Origin of the sequence: Mycobacterium sp. IS-1590, assembly GCF_001500025.1 — a bacterium.
Lineage (GTDB): Bacteria > Actinomycetota > Actinomycetes > Mycobacteriales > Mycobacteriaceae > Mycobacterium.
The window spans coordinates 25,070-42,112 of record NZ_LQIW01000018.1 but is presented as its reverse complement, the minus strand read 5'-3'; the positions used below and the strand labels follow the sequence as shown (position 1 = coordinate 42,112).

The following is a 17,043-nucleotide window of genomic DNA, read 5'->3' as shown; positions in this document are numbered from 1 at the left end:
CCCGCCGAATCCCGCGCAGGATGCAGGGCGTTGATCAAGATCCACCGCAAGAGAGCGCTGCGGATAGCGGCGCTCATCATGGCCGCGGTGTTCGCAGTGATCTCATCGCTGACCTACCTTGCTTACTCGGGGGCGTTCATTCCCGTCGACACCGTCACAGTGACCTCGGCGCGGGCCGGTCTCGTGATGGACCGGGACGCCAAGGTCAAGTACCTGGGAGTCGAAGTCGGCAAAGTGTCCTCGATCGAATACGACGGGGCACAGGCGGAACTGACACTGGAGATCCGCCGCGATCAGATGAACTACATCCCTTCCAACGTCACCGTCCGTATCGCCAGCAACACCGTGTTCGGCGCGAAATCCGTTGAGTTCCTCAGCCCGACGATTCCCGACAAGAGCGCACTCGCGGCCAACTCACATCTGCATGCCGCCGAGGTCGCCGTGGAAGCCAACACGCTCTTCGAAACGCTTGTCAACACTCTGAAGAAGATCGATCCGGTGGAGCTGAACGCCACCATGACTGCAATCGGCGAAGGGTTGCGCGGAAACGGGAGGGACATCGGGACCACGATCTCGACGTTCACCGACTACATGGGAACGTTCAACCCGCACCTGCCCACGCTCCAGTCGGGAATCCAAAAGGTGGGCGAAGTCGCCGATATCTACGCAGAAGCGACGCCGGACCTACTGACCTTGTTCGACAACACCGATTCGATCAGCACGACCATTGTCGACCAGCAGGAGAACCTGGCTACGACGTTGATGGCGGCGGTCGGGCTGGGGAACACCGCATCGGACGTGCTCGAGCCCTCCCAGCGCGACTTGATCGCCGCGATTCAGCGGTTGCGGGCCCCATTGAAGGTCCTGGGCGACTACTCCCCCCAATTGGGTTGCCTGCTCGCCGGTTTGGCGACCACGCTCAAGGAATTCGCCCCCGCTTGGGGCGGCACTGTGCCCGGGGTCTTCATGAACGCCTTCTTCATCCCCGGCGTCGCGCCGTACACCTACCCCGAAAGCCTTCCCATCGTCAACGCATCCGGCGGCCCCAATTGTCGGGGACTGCCGAATCTGCCAGGAAAGATGAAGAACGGATCGTGGTTTCGGCCGCAGTTCCTGGTGACGGACAACGCATACATTCCCTACCAGCCCAACACCGAACTGCAATTCGATCCGCTGTCAACCTTCCAGTTTCTGTTCAACGGCGCCTATGCCGAGCGAGACGATTACTGATGCCCAAGGACCGACTCGGCATGAAGGTTGCAGCCTTCACCGTTGTGATGCTGCTCGTCCTCGGCCTTCTTGTCGTGACCTTCGGAAAGTTCCGTTTCGGTTCAGCGGTGTCCTACCGTGCAGAGTTCGACTCCGTCTCACGCCTGAAGCCCGGCCAAGACGTACGTGTCGCAGGCATCCCCGTCGGGTCCGTCACCGACATCGCCATCAACGGCGACCATGTCGACGTCGAGTTCGAGATCGACAAGGAGTATCGGATCTACAGCTCGACCCGCGCGGCGATTCGATATGAGGACCTGGTCGGCAACCGCTACCTCGAAATCAGCACTGGCTCAGGGGAACTACGGCCGCTGGCGCCCGGCGGTACCATACCGCGCTCGCACACCGTACCGGCAGTGGATCTCGACGCTCTGCTGGGCGGTTTGCGCCCGGTCCTCAAAGGCCTCGACGCGAGCAAGGTCAACGAGGTCAGCAACGCGATCATCGAACTACTCCAAGGCAACGGCGGCACTTTGGCCAAGGTCCTGTCCGATACCGACTCCTTCACCCGAACGCTGGCGGGACGCGACCAGTTGATCGGCGAAGTCATCGACGATCTCAACACCGTCCTCACATCGATCGATGACGAAGGGGCACAACTGGACACGAGTATCGATCACCTGCAGCAACTGACCACAACCCTATCGGAGGGTCGGGCCCCGATTGCCGGGGCGATCCAGCCGCTCGCCTCCGCGCAGGCCGACCTCACCGATCTGTTGACCTCGTCGCGACGTCCGCTGCAGGGGGTGATCGAAAATGCGCGCCCCCTGGCGACCGTTCTCGATGACCGGAAAGACGAGGTCAACGCCGTGATCGAACCCCTAGCCGAAAACTACCTGCGACTCAGCGCGCTCGGTCAATACGGCGCTTTCTTCAACATCTTCTTCTGCGCGGTGAAGATCAAGATAAACGGTCCCGCAGGGAGCGACATCTTGATTCCGCTTCTCGGGCCGACGGATTCGTCAAAGGGACGGTGCTCCGATGACGGTTGAGGAGCGGGGTCGCCGAAACCCCCTACGCACAGGCATCTTCGGGATCATTCTCGTCATCCTGCTGGTGCTCGTTTCATTCGGTTACTCCACACTGCCCTTCATGCCGCAGGGAAAGGTCTACACCGCTTACTTCACCAACGCCGCCGGAGTCACCAGCGGCAGCGATGTGCAGATCTACGGTTACAACGTCGGCAAAGTGAACTCGGTCGACCTCGACGTGAGCGCCCGCGCCGCAAAGGTGATTTTCACCGTCGACCGCGATCTGCGCCTCGGCGACCAGACGCTGGTGGCGATCAAGACCGACACCGTTCTCGGCCAACGGATCCTGGCGGTCACCCCGGGTGGTGCAGGGTCGGTCGACACCGTGCCGCTCGGACGCACGACAACCCCGTACACCTTGCCCGACGCGTTACAGGATCTGGGAAATTCCGCAGCCGAGTTGGACACCGACACCTTCGAAACCGCGCTGCAAACTCTGACCGCCACGATGCGTGAGGCCACCCCCCAACTGCGTAGCGCACTCGACGGCGTGACCGCGCTTTCCCGCAGCATCAACGCCCGCGACGAGGATCTCGCCGATTTACTGGCTCACGCGAAGTCGCTGTCGGCCATCCTGGCCACTCGCTCCCGTCAACTGAATCAGCTGATCACCGACGGTAACGCGCTGTTCGCCGAGCTCAGTGCACAGCGCACCGCGCTCGCCTCTCTCGTCGCGGGAATCGGCGATGTGTCGCGGCAAATATCGGGGTTCGTCGCCGACAACCGTCGTGAATTCGGTCCCGCGCTGGTCAAGCTCAACCTCGTGCTCGAAAATCTGAACTCCCGCCGCGCCCATCTCGACGAGGCGCTCAAGCGGCTCCCTGCCTTCTCCACGACACTGGGTGAAGTTGTGGGGTCCGGCCCGGGCTTTTCCGTCAACGTCTGGGGTGTGCCGACTCCTGCCGTCGCCGGCGTGCTGTTGGACACCTACTTCCAGCCGGGCAAGCTGCCCGACAGTCTGGCCGACATGCTCCGCGGATTCATTCGGGAGCGACTCGTGATCAGGCCGAAAACGCCATGACCGCGCTCGGACTCGCCCAGCCCCGACGATGGCCCAGGGCTGTGCTCGCCGCGGTGCTGACCGTGACACTCATTGCAGGGGTGTACACAGTATGGCCGCGCGCGCAGCAGCGCAGCATCACGGGTTTGTTCTCCTCGGCGGTGGGTCTGTATGTCGGCGACGAAGTGAAGGTTGCCGGAGTCACCGTCGGTCGGATCACCGGAATCGAACCAGGCCCAGAGCACACCAGGGTGGCGATGAGTGTCGAGGCGGGAGTCCCCATTCCGGCCGATGCCGCCGCGCTCATCGTTTCGCCGAATCTGGTCTCCGCTCGGTTCGTGGAATTCGCGCCGATCTACGACGGCGGCCCGACGCTGTCCGACAACGCAATCGTTGGACTCGATCGGACCGCGGTACCGATCGAATGGGATCAGGTCAAGGACGAACTGACCAAGTTGTCCGCGCAGCTTGGGCCCAGACCAGGCTCGGTGCAGGGGCCACTGAGCGAGTTGATCAACCAAGCCGCAGACACTTTCGACGGTTCCGGTGAGTCATTCAGAAGTGCAGTCCGTGAACTATCGCAAGTGGCAGGGCGTCTCGGCGATTCGCGTGCCGACATCTTCGACACCGTGAAGAACCTGCACATCGTGGTGAACGCCCTGGCCGAGAGCAACGAACAGATCGTGGCGTTCACATCTCACGTCGCTTCAGTGTCTCAGGTGCTCGCGGACAGTTCCCTCGACATCGATCAAGCGCTGGCCGCGCTGAACAATGCACTCTCCGACGTCCGGGGCCTGCTCAGCGACAACAACGACGCATTGATCGGCCAGATCGACCGACTCGCCGACTTCACCAGTCTGCTGAACGAACGCAGCGACGATATCGAACAAGTTCTGCACCTGGCGCCGACGGCGCTGGCCAACTTCTACAACATCTACAATCCGGCCCAGGCGTCGTTGGCAGGAATCGTGACGTTGCCCAATTTCGGAAACCCGGTACAACTGATGTGCGCGGGAATGTTCGAGACCGCGGAGACACCAGAGAATTACAAACGCGCGGAGATCTGCCGTCAGCGGATGGCGCCGGTGGTCAAGCGGCTCCAGATGAACTATCCGCCGTTCCTGTTTCGCCCGATAACCAGCATCACGGCGTACAAGGGACAGATCATCTATGACACACCGCAGACGGAAGCCAAAGCGCAGACGCCGATTGCACAACTGCAATGGCACCCGCTGCCCGGGGTGACTCCGCCATCAATACCGCCCGACGCCGATCTGAGTTCGCTCATGGTGCCGGACGCGCCAACCGCGCCCCACCAGCCCGACGGACAGGCGGGAGCCGGCAGATGATCAACCGACACCTTCACAGATGGGCGCGGCGAGCCACGGCGATCGGGTCACTCGCAGTGGTGGTTTCGGCATGCCAATTCAATGGGTTGAACTCACTGAACATGCCGGGTACCGCGGGCCACGGCGACGGGTCGTTCACCGTATCGGTCGAGCTACCCGACATTTCGTCGCTGCCACAGAATTCCCCCGTCAAGGTGGACGACGTGACCGTCGGCAGTGTGTCAGGTATCAAGCCCGTGCAGCGTGACGACGGCACGTTCTATGCGCTGGTGCAGCTGTCCCTCGACGGCTCGGTGCATCTGCCCGCCAACGCCACTGCGACCGTCGCTCAGACATCTCTGCTGGGCTCGCGGCATTTGGAATTGGCCGAACCCGTCGCCGAACGACCCATCGGCTCCCTGGGCCCGAATTCCCGAATCGGCATTGAAAACACCGGCAATTATCCGAGCACCGAGGATGTGCTGTCGTCCCTGGCCATCGTCGTCAACAACGGTAACCTCGGTGTGCTGCAGGATATTACGGATGAGACGTACGCTGCCATTGCCGGGCGCGCCGGTCAGTTCGCCGCGTTCCTGCCCAGACTCGCCGAATTGGCCGCAGGTTTGAATGCTCAGGCGCACGACATCACAACGGCGATGGAGAAGGTCAATCGCCTAGCAGGTCGACTCGCCGGCGGTCGGGACAAGATCGAGCGCGCACTGGCGACACTTCCGTCGGCCACGCGCGTACTGAACGACAATGGCCACCGCATCGTTGATGCCTTTGCGGCTCTGAAGCGGCTCGCGGACGTCTCTGCCCCCCTCTTGGCCCAGACGAAAGCGGACTTCGCCGCTGATCTCGTCCACGCTTATGCCTTGGTCAAGGCCCTCAGCGACAACGCCGAAACGCTCGTCGACGCGTTGCCGATCCTGCCTGCGTTTCCGATACCGCTCAACGAAGGACTGCCGCGGGCAGTCAGGGGCGACTTCCTCAACGTCTTCGCCACGTTTGACCTCACGGTGCGACGGATGGGTGAGAATTTCTTCACGACAAGCGCTCTCGATCCCAACATGAAACGTCTTTCTGAAGTCGTCTCCGTCCCCGATTACCTCGTCGGAGCGACATCGTCGTTGTCCGGGCAGGCTGCCGATCCGTTCAAGATCCCGCCCCTCAATCCTCCCGATCCACAGTTCGCAGGCCAACCCTGATGCTCACTCCCCTCGTCCGCCTGCAGCTGACCATCTTCTCTCTGGTCGCGCTCGTCAGTGTGTTCGTGATCGCGGTGTTCTACGTGCAGTTGCCGAAGGCGTTCGGCCTCGGAACCTACACCGTGACGGCCAATTTCGTGGCCAGCGGCGGTCTGTATACGAATGCGAACGTCGCCTACCGCGGGACAACCATCGGCAAGGTCACATCGGTCTCGCTGACCCGCGACAACGATGTCCTGGTCGAGATGCGGATCGACGACGCCATGAAAGTTCCCGACGACGTCGACGCCTACGTCAAGAGCGTGTCGGCCATCGGCGAGCTGTACGTCGATCTGGTGCCGCCGCCGAATGCGTCCACGGATTTCCTGGGTGACGATGGGCACATCGACCGCGACCGCACGCACATCAGCGGCGACATCGCCGGCCTGCTGCGCGAGGCGCAAAGCCTGGTCGATTCGCTTGATCGAAGCCGGTTGCGGGACGTACTGAGGGAGGCATTCACCGCTTTCGACGGGTCGGGTCCCGAGCTCGCGCGGCTCATCGAATCGTCACGGTCGCTGATCGAAGAAGCCGACAACACGTCCAGTGAGACAATTGAGCTCCTCGAACGATCTCAACCGCTGCTCGACGCTCAGCGTGCGTCCGGGCAGAACATCAGGTCGGTGGCAGATGGCCTGGCACGCCTCACGACTCAGCTTCGCGAAGCCGACCCGCAGATACGCGCCGTTCTGCAGTCGGCTCCCGGCGCCACCGGCGAAGCAACTGCCCTCTTCGAAGGTATCCGTCCCACGTTTCCGGTGCTGGCCGCTAACCTCGCCAACGCCGGCCGTGTTGGCGTCATCTATCACAAGTCGATCGAACAGGTTCTGGTGATCATGCCTGCCCTTGCCGCGGCAGTCATCACGATCGCCAATCAGTACCCAGCGGACGAAGGCGCCAAGGCGGACTTCAAGCTGAACTTCGGTGATCCGCCGCCGTGTATCACCGGGTTCGTGCCCCCGGCCGAAATACGTTCGCCCGCCGACACCACGCTTCGCGACGTCCCCAAAGACATGTACTGCAAGGTCCCGCACAACGATCCGACAGTCGTTCGCGGCGCACGCAACTATCCCTGCCAGGAATTCCCCGGAAAACGGGCGCCGACGGTGCAGCTCTGCCGCGATCCGCGGGGTTATGTGCCGGTCGGAAGCAACCCATGGCGTGGACCGTCGGTGCCCGTGGGAACACCGGTAACCGATCCTCGGATGACCCTGCCGCAGAACAAGTATCCCTACATTCCGCCGCAAGCGGACTACGATCCCGGTCCTCCTGCCGTACAGCTTCCGCCAGGTGTGCCGCCCGGGCCGGGGCCGGCACTGACCGCGCCGTATCCGACGCAAGTCCCGCCGGTGACCCCCGGACCGCCCCCACCGCCGCTACCATTTCAGCCGCCGCCCGACCAGGTGATCCCGCCATACGTCCGGCCGTCGGCGCCGCCCGCTCCGGCAGGTCCGAGTCCCACAGCGCCGCCCGCTCCCCGGAACGACCCGTTACCGGCTGAAGCCGGATTGGCGGGAGCAACCCAACCACAAGCGGGCGCCGCCGTGACGACCTACGATCCGGCGACCGGCAAGTTTCTCGACCCGTACGCCGGAATCAGCTTGTACGCCAGTGGGTCAGCTAAAACGGCCATAGCCGAGAATTGGGTGGACCTCATGACCTATCCCCGCCTCAGTTGACGTCAGCGAGACCCGTCAGTCGACGTCGATGAGAAGGTGGGTGAGCCGAAGCTCCGCGATACGCCACACTCCGTCGCGTCGCACCCATCGGTCATGGTAGTGACCGTAGGCAGTCAGCCCCGTCCCGTTGTTCCACTTCACTCGCTCTTGAGCCGCCCAGATCACGCGTGCCTCATCCTCGTCGAGGTGAAACTCCGGGCTGTGCACCTGATGAACCGTGACCGCATCTGTCACAGACGTCTGCACTGCTTCGAGCGTGGCGTCGCGTCCGACGATCGGCGGCACCTCATCGCCGCCGCCTAGATCGAACACGATGTCGTCGGTCATCAGCTCAGCCAATCCGGCCCAGTCCTTGGTGTCCAACAGCCGGCAGTATCTCGATTTGGCCTGCTCCAGCTCGAAACACGTCTGTAAGTCGATGTGCACAGGGGCTCCTCTACGTTGACGAGAAAATGGCTCGGGGTGTTCGAAGCACGCTGGGATCTTCTGCCCACCTACAGCGTCCGTCGCAGCAGCATGGCTGTCGTTCCACTGTTGGCAGCCCCGACCCCGACCGCTGCCAGTGATACGTCGTCAACCTGACGGCCGCTTGCCTCGGCCCGGATCTGCAAACACGCCTCGTACAGGTGACCGAATCCGTGCAGCCGTCCACCGGACAATTGGCCGCCCGCCGTGTTGATCGGCAGGTCACCGCCGAGCGAGATGCGTGCCGGGTCGGCAATGAAGTCGCCGGATTCTCCCACCTTGCAGAAGCCGAAATCTTCCAACCAGCACAGCACGAATACGCTGAACCCGTCGTACAACGAGGCGTAATCGACATCGGCCACGGTGAAATCCGTTCTGTCCCAGATGGTCGACCAACGCGAGCTGATCCGGGTGATGTCCTCGCCGCCCTCCCAGGTGAAGCGGTCGTGATGAGCGCAGTCCAGCGACTCGACCGTGACCGCGGGATGGTCCAGTGCTCGAGCATGCTCGGCCCGCGAGATGACGAACGCGGTCGCTCCGTCGCAGGCGATGTCGCAGTCGTACATGCACAGCGGCTCCGACACCATCCGCGCATTCAGGTAGGTCTCAACGTCGAGGGGGTCGGTGTATATCGCCGACGGATTTCGTCGCGCATTGGCGCGCTCGACGATCGCAATCGAGGCGAGCTGTTCGCGCGTAAGGCCGTATCGAATCATCCTGGCGCGCACTTGCATTGCAGCCAGATTGGCCGCGGTGACGCCGTAGGGTAGCTGCCAGGCCATCATCCCGCTCGGCCGACCACCCCGCGCGCCGTAGCCTTGACGTCGGCCCGCGCCCTGGGCCGTGCCCTCCCAGATGCTGCGCCAGCACAGCACATGGTTGGCCATGCCACCGGCGACGGCGAGCATCGCATCGACCACGGCGCCCAGCTGGCCCGGAGACTCGACCCCTCCGGCTACCCAATTCGGTTTGACGCCGAGCGCATCGTGAATGTCGCGCAGCGACGCCCCCGAGAACCCCGGACCGGCCTGGGACGCACCCGGATACGTCGTCAACCCGTCGATGTCGGCGAGGGTGAGCCCTGCATCTTCGACGGCGGCCAGGCACGCGTCCGCGGTGAGTCGCAGGGGGTCTCGGCCCAGCCGCCGACCGATCTCGGACTGGCCGACCCCACTGAGGACGACCCTGTCGGCAAGCGGTGAACCCATCAGAGGTCCGGTTCGAACAGCGGGATGAACACCTCGTCGTCTCCGTCGGTGTGCCGTTCGAACGTGACGCGTACCGGCAGTCCGACGGAGACGTCTCCCGGCCGCACGTTCACGACGTTCGTCAGCACCCGAACGCGGCTGTCCTCAATCGGATTCACGAACGCCACCAGGTAGGGCGGCGCGAAACCCGGGAAGAACGGATGCTCGTTGACGGTCCACGTTTCGACCCGTCCCCGGCCGCTGAGCGCCACGTACTCGAGAACACCGTGATCGTGCGGGCAGCGTAGGGCCGGCGGATGGACCAGGCGCTCGCAGCCGAGGCAGCGTTGCAGCCGCCACGTGCCGTCGGAGCCGCCCGTCCAATAGGGCCGGTTCAGCTCGGTGAGCAGCGGCACCGGCCGCTGCGGGATCGCCTCACTCATCCCCGTCGCCCCGGCACTCACCGCTCGTCGGCGCCGAAGAGGAACCGATCGGCGATTGCATGCTCGTTGCGGATCGTCATCTCCTGGGCGGTGTTCAGCCAGAGCCCCTCGAAGCCGTTCGAGTGCATGCCCGCGTGGATCGCGGCGATGTTCTGCAGGTCCTGCGTCGGCAGTTCACCCCAGCCGTCATGATCTTGCCAGCGCTCGAACTCCTGCCAGTTGGTGTCGGGGACCTCACCGGGAGCGAAGTGTTCGAGCGTGAACATCTCGAAGGTGCACTTGTTCGGATCCGTCGCGTCGGGCAGCATCCGGTATCCGAGCAGACACGACTTCTCGACGAGGACGACCAACGTGGGAAAGATGTGCCAGTCGCCGTTGCCCGCGAAATACTCCTCCATCGACATTTGCGGAAAGTCGATACCTTCGGCCAGCGCCAGTTCCTCGCACATTTGGTGGTAGAGGACGAACGGCGGAATCTCGCTGGGCTCCATCGTCGCCAACCGTTGCGCGGCTCGGTAATCGCGCTCGGTGACAAGCGCGTTCACGCCGAGGTAGTTGTACTGCATCGCGTTCGCGAACACCTCCGGGCGGGAGGCCTGCTGCTGGCGGCCTTTGTCGCGTTCGGTGGTCTCGGGACGCTGCGTGTAGATGAACCGGGAGTGGTTCTTGTAGGCGATTGTCGGCGTGTAGGGCGCGTAGACGTACTCCTGGGGTTGGGCGGGCTCGGTGCTCGGGTGCGGAGTCTTGGCGGTGCGCAACGTCTGCGGATGCGTGCCGGGCGTGTGGTAGCCCTCGATGAACGCATCGATGACGGTCTTGTAGTTGGCCGGCAGTGTCGTCCGCTTACGCCACCCATATCGCATGTCCTGCAGGCGAAACGGGGCGAGTGCGGTGGGCAGCGGATCGAGCCAGTCGAGCAGGTCCGGCGGATCGGCCGCCATGCTGATGAATACCCAACCGCCCCAGCTCCCGACGTGGACCGGCGTCAGCCCCCACTGTTCGCGCGGCCGAGGGGCGAACTCCTCACGGCACGGCACAAAGGAGGACCGGCCGTCCAGCGAGTAGCGCCAGCCGTGAAATCCGCACCGCAGGTCGCCCTCGGTCGCGGTGCCGGTACCGCAGACGATCTTCATCCCGCGGTGTGCGCATGAGTTGTAGAACGCCTTGATGCTGCGATCCTTCTGGCGCACCACCACGATCGACTGCCCGCCGATGCGGTACTCGTAGTAGCAGCCGGGGTCGGGTATCTCCTCCTCACGGCAGGCGGGCTGCCAGACCGAAGAGAAGAGCCGGTCGAGTTCGAGTTGCAAGAACTCTGGCTCGATGTAGCGGCTCTTGGGGACGAAAGTCTCGCCGCAGGCGTACTTCTGCGGTACGCGGTGGGTCGTCATCTCAGTCATTCGTCACCTCCCCCGTCGGCTCACTTGGCAGGGGGCTTGTCGAAGATGTTGGGCCATAGGACGGCTTCCTTGAACGACGTCTCGATCTCGGCGAAGGCGGTGGGGATGTCCCAGGTGCCGGTGGCCGAGACGAGCTCTCGCTCGACGACGGGGTTCGACATCAGGCTGATGCGACCGTTTCCGGCAAAGATGACGCGCCGATTGAGCCAGTCGGACTGTGCGCTCGCCAGGTACACCACCGGGGGCACGCAATTTTTCGGTGACAGACGCACGTTCGAATCGGAATAGTCCATGCTTCCACCGCCCTTGATGCCCTGCGTCATTCGGGTTCCGGCGATCGGCGCGATCGCGTTCGACGTGACGCCGTAGTTGCGCAGGGCGTTGGCGCAGGAGAAGGTGAGACCGACGACGCCCATCTTCGCGGCCGCATAGTTCGGTTGGCTGGGTGCGCCCTGCAGTCCGGACATCGAGGTGAAGTTGATCAGCCGGTACTGGCCGCCACGGTTCTCCCGCCACCATGCGGCGGCATGCCGGGTGATGTTGAACGTGCCCTTGAGATGGACGGCGACGACGGAATCCCAGTCCCGCTCGCTCATCTTGAAGACCATGCCGTCGCGCAGTATGCCCGCGGCGTTGACCACGACGTCCAGACCGCCGAGCGTATCGGCGGCGCGGCCGATCAAGTCCTCGCAGGAGGCGAAGTCAGTGATGTCGGTGGCGTCGGCGAACGCCTTGCCACCCTGCTGATTGATGGCAGCTGCCACCGCCTCCGCCGGCCCCGCGTCGTGCCCCGTGCCGTCCACCGCAACGCCGGCGTCGGAGACCAGGACGGTCGCCCCCTCGGCCGCCAAACCCTCGGCTACGGCGGCACCGATCCCTCGACCTGCACCGGTGACCAAGGCCGTCCGTCCGTCCAGCACACCCATTCGTCTCTCCTCACCGCACGTTCATCATACAAAACACAAACACAGTCTCTGTTTAATTGTTTTGTCTAGTCGAAGTCCCACTCCCGGTACCGGCGCTCGAGTTCGGCGAGCGCCTCACGGCCGCCCCTGGCCGACCGCTCCTTCATGAAGTTGAACTCGTCGTCCCGCCAGGACAGGTTGCTGAAAACGCTGTGCGCCATGGGAACCCAGTCCCCGAACTGCGCCATTCCCACCGCGTGCCAGAACGTGATCAACCCGTGCTTGCCGACCATCAGCCCGTCGGCCGAGTGGTGGGCGATCGCACGCGCGTAGCGCAGCGCCTCCTCACGCAGACCGTCGGCCGGCACGACCGACGCGGCCACCCCCCAGTCGCGCAGTTCCGCGGCGCGCACCTTCCGTCCGGTGATCATCGCCTCGTAGCCGCGGTTCGGACCCAACTTGAGCAGGATCAACGGCATCGCGGTGGAGAACCCGGCGAACCCGATCCGCGCCTGCGGCCGCGCCAGGTACATGTCCTCGGAGACGACGAGGATGTCGGCGGCCAGCGCCAGGTTCATCCCGGCTCCCAGCGTCGCACCCTGGCACGCGGCGATGACCGTCTTCGGAAACTCCAGCCAGTTGGTCAGGTGGCGGTGCAACCGGCGGGCATTGCCCATCCGCGCGGTCTGCGGCAGTTTTCTGCCCTTCTTCAGGCCGGCCTGTTCGACGGGCAGCCGCCGGACATCGTCGCCGCTGCAGAAGTCTTTGCCGTCGGCCGCGAGGATGACAACCTTCACCTCGTCGTCGGCCTCGGCGCGATCGAGGTGAGCCTTGAACAGGGCGTGCATGTCGGGCGACAGGATCGCGTTGCGGCGGTCGGGCCTGCTGATCGCGATCTGCGCGATGTGTGGTTCTACAAGTTCGTAGCGCACCCAATTCTCGTCGACCTCGAAATCGCCCGCGGACCCATCGTCAGCGCTCACGACACCCCGATTCCACCCGGCAGCACACTGCACATCTGAACATATTCCGCTCTATTGTTACATAGATGGTAGGGTCGCCACATGGCGTCGATCACGGTCAGCAAGGACGTCGCCGCGAGCGCCGAGGCGGTCTGGCGCCTACTCGCCGACTTCGCCGACGTCCGGTGGATTCCGGTGATCAACGACGTCGAGGTCGAAGGGGACGGGCCCGGCATGAGCCGCAGGATCCGCGGCTCCGCAGACGGCGAGCCGACGGTCGAGACGCTGTTGTGGGCCCGGCCCGAGCAGAGACAGATCTCCTACCGGATCACCAACAACCCGCTGCCGGTTAGCCGCTTCGAGACCGTCGTCTCGGTCATCGGGTCCGGTGCCGACGGTTGCCGGGTCGAGTGGGACGTGGACTACGAACCATCCGGCGACGACGCCAGCGCGCGAGAGAGCATCGAGTCGGTCTACGGGATGATGGCCGACTGGCTGGCGGCGGCGGCGGTGAACTCCACCGTATAGCTGGAACAGATATACATACTTTGTTCAATAGCCTAGACTGTTCCCGGTGATCGACCCTCTGGACCTCGTGCTGATCAGCGTCGACGACCACACTGTCGAACCACCCGACATGTTCAAGGACAGGGTGCCGTCGCGTTATGCAGACCAGGCACCAAAGGTCGTGCAGGACAACAACGGCGTCTGCTTTTGGGAGTACGCGGGTCTGCAGATGCCCAACATCGGGCTCAACGCCGTGGCGGGCCGACCCAACGACGAGTGGGGCTTCGAACCGTCGCGCTTCGAGGACATGCGCACCGGCTGCTTTGACGTCGATGCCCGCGTCGATGACATGAACGCGGCCGGGGTGCTGGCCTCGTTGTGCTTCCCGTCTTTTCCGACCATCTCCGGGGCGCTGTTCACCTACCGCGGCGACCGCGACGTGTCCGAAGTGATGGTCCGCGCCTACAACGACTGGCATCTGGAGGATTGGTGCGGCCGCCATCCGGACCGCTTCATCCCGCTGGGCATCCTTCCACTGTGGGACCCCGTTCTCGCGGCCGGCGAGGTGGCGCGGCTCGCGGCGAACGGCTGTCACGCGGTGACGGTGCCCCAACACATCGGAAACTACGGGCAGCCGCCGTGGCAGGACCCGCAATGGGATCCGCTGTGGGAAGCGGTCTGTGAGCACGACACGATCGTCAACATTCACATCGGCACCGGCGGCGGCGTTCCCGTCCCCTCCGACCAAACGACCTACCTCGCGTACAACTCGATGCTGGCCATCGACACCATGCGGTTCACCGCAGACCTGTTGTTCTCCCCCGTCGTCGTCAAGTTCCCCACGATAAAGTTCGCCCTCTCCGAAGGCGGCATCGGCTGGATTCCGTTCATGCTCGAACGGTTCGAAGACCTCTACGCCCGCCAGCGCGCGTGGACGGGTGACGACCTCGGTGACGGCCTGACCCCGACCGATGTCTTCCGCCGCAATTTCATGTCATGCTTCATCCGCGACCGGGTCGGTGTCGAGATGCGCGACCGCATCGGCGTAAAGACCCTCTGCTGGGAAATGGACTACCCGCATTCCGACAGCAGCTGGCCGGACGCACCCGAGCAGCTCGCCGCCCAGTTGGAAGGTTGTTCGCCCGATGAGGTCGAAGACATCACCTGGCGAAATGCCTCGCGCGCCTTCGGCTATGACGCCGTCGAGCGTCTCGGACGGCAGAACTGCACCGTGAAGGCGTTGCGCGAGAAGATCGCCGAACTCGATCTGTCCGCGCCGAAGGTCGATGCGGGCCGCGCCCCCAAGGCCGGCACCACCGCGATCACCTACGGTGAAATGAAACAGCGCATGGCGTCGATCATCCGCGGCGGCACGTGACCGATCGTGATTACGGCGTCATGCTCACCGACGCCGACCGGACCTTCCGCGACGAGGTGCGCGCCTTCCTGTCGTCGTCGCTGACCTCCGACCTGCTCAGCCGCGACGGAGACGAAACGGCTCGCCTCGACCGACTGCGACGGTGGCAGAATCGCCTGCACGTCGCCGGGCTGGCGGCCATCTCGTGGCCGACCGAATTCGGCGGGCGGGCCGCGACTCCCACCCAACAGCTCATCTTCAACACCGAGATGGCTGCCGCGCACGCCCCGGAACCGATCAACCGCAGCGCGATCAACCAACTGGGTCCGACCATCATCCAGTGGGGCACCGACGAGCAGCGTGCGCGTTACCTCCCCCGCATCCTGTCGGCGGAAGATGTCTGGTGTCAGGGCTTCTCGGAGCCGGAGGCCGGCAGCGACCTCGCGGCGCTCAACACCAAGGCAGTCATCGACGGCGACGAACTCGTCATCACCGGACAGAAGATCTGGACATCGAAGGCCTCCTACGCGAACCGGATCTACCTGTTGGCCCGGACCGACCCGGACGCGCCGAAGCGGGAGGGAATCAGCTACATCCTGGCCGAGCTGTCCACGCCGGGCATCGAGGTACGGCCGATTCGGCAGATCACCGGTGCCGCCGAGTTCAGCGAGGTGTTCTTCGACGCAGTGCGCGTGCCGCTGGCCAATGTGCTCGGACCGCTGCACGGCGGCTGGAAGGTGGCGAAGTCGACGCTGGGCTACGAGCGGGTGGGCCAAAGCCGCACGCACCGGATCGAGCGTCGCCTCGACATCCTGGTGAAGATGGCGCAGGAGCCGAATGCGCTGACCGACAGCGGGTTCGATGACAGCTATGTCGCCGACCGGATCGCCCGGTACGCGGCCCAGGTCGAGGCGTTGCGTCAGATCGCCGCCCAGGCCACCGCTGCCGGCGTGCGGGGCGTCGCTCCTGGCCCGGAGGCCTCCGTCGCCAAGCTTCTCAGCTCGGAGGTCGACCAGTCGATGGCCAACTTCGGTGTCGAACTGTCCGGAGCGTCAGGGGTTTTGGAGCGCGGATCGCCCGGCGCCGCCAAGCGGGGCAACGTCGCCGCGAGCTACCTGCTGATGCGGGCGGCCACCTTTGGTGCAGGCACGTCGGAGATCCAACGCAACGTCATCGCCGAACGACTGCTGGGGCTGCCCCGTGACCCCTGATACCACCGTCTCCCTCGCCGAGATAGCCGACACGGCAGCCGAACTGGCCGAGCTGCGTCGCTCCGCACTCGACATCGTGGCCCGGGCGTGGTCGGTCGACCGCAGCCGCGCGCTTCTGGAAGGGCCGACCGCCGCGTTCGACGACGCGCTATGGGCGACCATCCGCGAGCTGGGCTGGCCCGACGTGCTGGTGCCCGAAAGCGGTGGCGGCGCCGGTGGCACCCTGCGCGAGCTGGCGGTGTTGACCGAGGTGACCGGATCGATCGCGGCACCGCTGCCACTGGCCGCGACCGGGGCCGCGGCCTGGTCCGAGGGCCGAAGGGTCGACGGCGTCGCGCTCGTGGTTGCGGAGCCGGCCACGCTCGTCGGGCAGACGGTGTCGGGCACATTCGACTGCGTCCCGTACGGCGCCGTCGCCACCCGCCTCGTCGTGCTTGCCCAGGCGGATGGCGGGCAGGTGCTGGGTGTCGTCGACCTCGCGGGCGCGGGAGTGCAGCGCACGCCGGTCACCCCCCTCGATCACGGCCCCGCGGCGCGCATCGGTCTCGACCGGGCGCCGCTCGAGACGATCGCCCGAGCCGGGGAAGCGGTCCGCCGCCACCGCGAAGCCGTCATGCGCATGCGCGTGGCGGAGGTGGCCGAGGTCGTCGGCGTCGTCGCCGCCGCGAACGAGGCCGCGACCGAGTACGCGAAGGTCCGCGTCGCGTTCGACCGGCCGATCGGCGCGTTTCAGGCGATCAAACATCGGCTCGTCGACCAGCGCGGGGCGATCGAAGTCGGTCGGGCGCTGGTCAACCGGGCCGCCGATGCCTGTGACCACGATCAACCCGACGCGGAAGCGCTGGTGTCGCTGGCGGCTTTTTGGGCCATCGATTCGCTACGCGCCGTCCCGGAGGGGGCGATGCAGGTCTTCGGCGGCATCGCCTACACGTGGGAACACGACGCGCATGTGTACCTGCGGCGGGCCACCACGCTCATCGCGGCGTTGGGTTCGCGTGCGCAGCATCGCCGAGTCGTCACCGACTGGCTGGCCGGACGCGGCTGATCCCGTT

General features: G+C 64.7%; 16 protein-coding genes. 10 read left to right on the top strand and 6 right to left on the bottom strand.

Going from position 1 to position 17,043, the window contains the following annotated elements; translation table 11 throughout:
- Window positions 1-30: 30 nt before the first annotated feature.
- Genes AU197_RS13715 through AU197_RS13690 form a run of 6 tightly spaced genes read left to right on the top strand, consistent with a single transcriptional unit; the run spans window position 31 to window position 7,554 of the window.
- Window positions 31-1,230, top strand: coding sequence for an MCE family protein (locus AU197_RS13715; RefSeq protein WP_156434415.1), 1,200 nt, complete (start codon window positions 31-33; stop codon window positions 1,228-1,230).
- Window positions 1,230-2,261 (top strand): MCE family protein, encoded by a 1,032-nt coding sequence (locus AU197_RS13710; RefSeq protein WP_064403251.1) that lies wholly within the window; start codon window positions 1,230-1,232, stop codon window positions 2,259-2,261. Before AU197_RS13715 ends, AU197_RS13710 begins: the two co-directional genes overlap by 1 nt.
- Window positions 2,251-3,321: an MCE family protein gene (locus tag AU197_RS13705; RefSeq protein ID WP_064403250.1), complete on the top strand. Its 1,071-nt coding sequence runs from the start codon at window positions 2,251-2,253 to the stop codon at window positions 3,319-3,321. Before AU197_RS13710 ends, AU197_RS13705 begins: the two co-directional genes overlap by 11 nt.
- Window positions 3,318-4,649, top strand: coding sequence for an MCE family protein (locus AU197_RS13700; RefSeq protein WP_064403249.1), 1,332 nt, complete (start codon window positions 3,318-3,320; stop codon window positions 4,647-4,649). Before AU197_RS13705 ends, AU197_RS13700 begins: the two co-directional genes overlap by 4 nt.
- A complete protein-coding gene (locus AU197_RS13695) occupies window positions 4,646-5,836 on the top strand; it encodes an MCE family protein (RefSeq protein WP_064403248.1) in 1,191 nt (396 codons plus the stop codon). Before AU197_RS13700 ends, AU197_RS13695 begins: the two co-directional genes overlap by 4 nt.
- A complete protein-coding gene (locus AU197_RS13690) occupies window positions 5,836-7,554 on the top strand; it encodes an MCE family protein (RefSeq protein ID WP_064403247.1) in 1,719 nt (572 codons plus the stop codon). The genes AU197_RS13695 and AU197_RS13690 overlap by 1 nt, the downstream gene beginning before the upstream one ends.
- Window positions 7,555-7,569: 15 nt before the next feature.
- On the opposite strand, the gene AU197_RS13685 is transcribed toward AU197_RS13690, so the two are convergent.
- The 6 genes from AU197_RS13685 to AU197_RS13660 all read right to left on the bottom strand — a co-directional run bounded on the left by AU197_RS13685 (window position 7,570) and on the right by AU197_RS13660 (window position 12,937).
- Window positions 7,570-7,980 (bottom strand): nuclear transport factor 2 family protein, encoded by a 411-nt coding sequence (locus tag AU197_RS13685; RefSeq protein WP_231744925.1) that lies wholly within the window; start codon window positions 7,978-7,980, stop codon window positions 7,570-7,572.
- 68 nt (window positions 7,981-8,048) lie between these two features.
- Entirely contained in the window at window positions 8,049-9,227 is a 1,179-nt protein-coding gene (locus AU197_RS13680) for a thiolase family protein (RefSeq protein ID WP_064403246.1), read from the bottom strand.
- Window positions 9,227-9,649, bottom strand: coding sequence for a Zn-ribbon domain-containing OB-fold protein (locus tag AU197_RS13675; RefSeq protein WP_064403245.1), 423 nt, complete (start codon window positions 9,647-9,649; stop codon window positions 9,227-9,229). Before AU197_RS13675 ends, AU197_RS13680 begins: the two co-directional genes overlap by 1 nt.
- Window positions 9,650-9,666: 17 nt before the next feature.
- The gene (locus AU197_RS13670; RefSeq protein WP_064403244.1) at window positions 9,667-11,049 is read right to left on the bottom strand and encodes an aromatic ring-hydroxylating oxygenase subunit alpha; all 1,383 of its coding nucleotides are present in this window, start codon (window positions 11,047-11,049) and stop codon (window positions 9,667-9,669) included.
- Window positions 11,050-11,069: 20 nt separating this feature from the next.
- Window positions 11,070-11,975, bottom strand: a complete 906-nt coding sequence (locus tag AU197_RS13665) for an SDR family NAD(P)-dependent oxidoreductase (protein WP_064403243.1) — start codon at window positions 11,973-11,975, stop codon at window positions 11,070-11,072.
- A 65-nt stretch (window positions 11,976-12,040) separates the two neighbouring features.
- Entirely contained in the window at window positions 12,041-12,937 is an 897-nt protein-coding gene (locus AU197_RS13660; RefSeq protein ID WP_064403242.1) for an enoyl-CoA hydratase/isomerase family protein, read from the bottom strand.
- Window positions 12,938-13,018: 81 nt separating this feature from the next.
- On the opposite strand from AU197_RS13660, the gene AU197_RS13655 reads away from it, so the two are divergent.
- The 4 genes from AU197_RS13655 to AU197_RS13640 are packed head-to-tail and all read left to right on the top strand — an operon-like array spanning window position 13,019 to window position 17,036.
- The gene (locus AU197_RS13655; protein WP_064403241.1) at window positions 13,019-13,444 is read left to right on the top strand and encodes an SRPBCC family protein; all 426 of its coding nucleotides are present in this window, start codon (window positions 13,019-13,021) and stop codon (window positions 13,442-13,444) included.
- 46 nt (window positions 13,445-13,490) lie between these two features.
- Window positions 13,491-14,801 (top strand): amidohydrolase family protein, encoded by a 1,311-nt coding sequence (locus AU197_RS13650; protein ID WP_064403240.1) that lies wholly within the window; start codon window positions 13,491-13,493, stop codon window positions 14,799-14,801.
- A complete protein-coding gene (locus AU197_RS13645; protein ID WP_064403239.1) occupies window positions 14,798-15,991 on the top strand; it encodes an acyl-CoA dehydrogenase family protein in 1,194 nt (397 codons plus the stop codon). Before AU197_RS13650 ends, AU197_RS13645 begins: the two co-directional genes overlap by 4 nt.
- A complete protein-coding gene (locus tag AU197_RS13640; RefSeq protein WP_064403238.1) occupies window positions 15,981-17,036 on the top strand; it encodes an acyl-CoA dehydrogenase family protein in 1,056 nt (351 codons plus the stop codon). The genes AU197_RS13645 and AU197_RS13640 overlap by 11 nt, the downstream gene beginning before the upstream one ends.
- The last annotated feature ends 7 nt before the right edge of the window (window positions 17,037-17,043 follow it).

Excerpts from the sequence above, each read along its gene's own strand:
- AU197_RS13710 (WP_064403251.1), top strand. The coding sequence starts at position 1,230 with ATGCCCAAGGACCGACTCGGCATGAAGGTTGCAGCCTTCACCGTTGTG.
- AU197_RS13705 (WP_064403250.1), top strand. The coding sequence starts at position 2,251 with ATGACGGTTGAGGAGCGGGGTCGCCGAAACCCCCTACGCACAGGCATC.
- AU197_RS13700 (WP_064403249.1), top strand. The coding sequence starts at position 3,318 with ATGACCGCGCTCGGACTCGCCCAGCCCCGACGATGGCCCAGGGCTGTG.
- AU197_RS13695 (WP_064403248.1), top strand. The coding sequence starts at position 4,646 with ATGATCAACCGACACCTTCACAGATGGGCGCGGCGAGCCACGGCGATC.
- AU197_RS13690 (WP_064403247.1), top strand. The coding sequence starts at position 5,836 with ATGCTCACTCCCCTCGTCCGCCTGCAGCTGACCATCTTCTCTCTGGTC.
- AU197_RS13680 (WP_064403246.1), bottom strand. The coding sequence starts at position 9,227 with ATGGGTTCACCGCTTGCCGACAGGGTCGTCCTCAGTGGGGTCGGCCAG.
- AU197_RS13675 (WP_064403245.1), bottom strand. The coding sequence starts at position 9,649 with ATGAGTGAGGCGATCCCGCAGCGGCCGGTGCCGCTGCTCACCGAGCTG.
- AU197_RS13670 (WP_064403244.1), bottom strand. The coding sequence starts at position 11,049 with ATGACTGAGATGACGACCCACCGCGTACCGCAGAAGTACGCCTGCGGC.
- AU197_RS13665 (WP_064403243.1), bottom strand. The coding sequence starts at position 11,975 with ATGGGTGTGCTGGACGGACGGACGGCCTTGGTCACCGGTGCAGGTCGA.
- AU197_RS13655 (WP_064403241.1), top strand. The coding sequence starts at position 13,019 with ATGGCGTCGATCACGGTCAGCAAGGACGTCGCCGCGAGCGCCGAGGCG.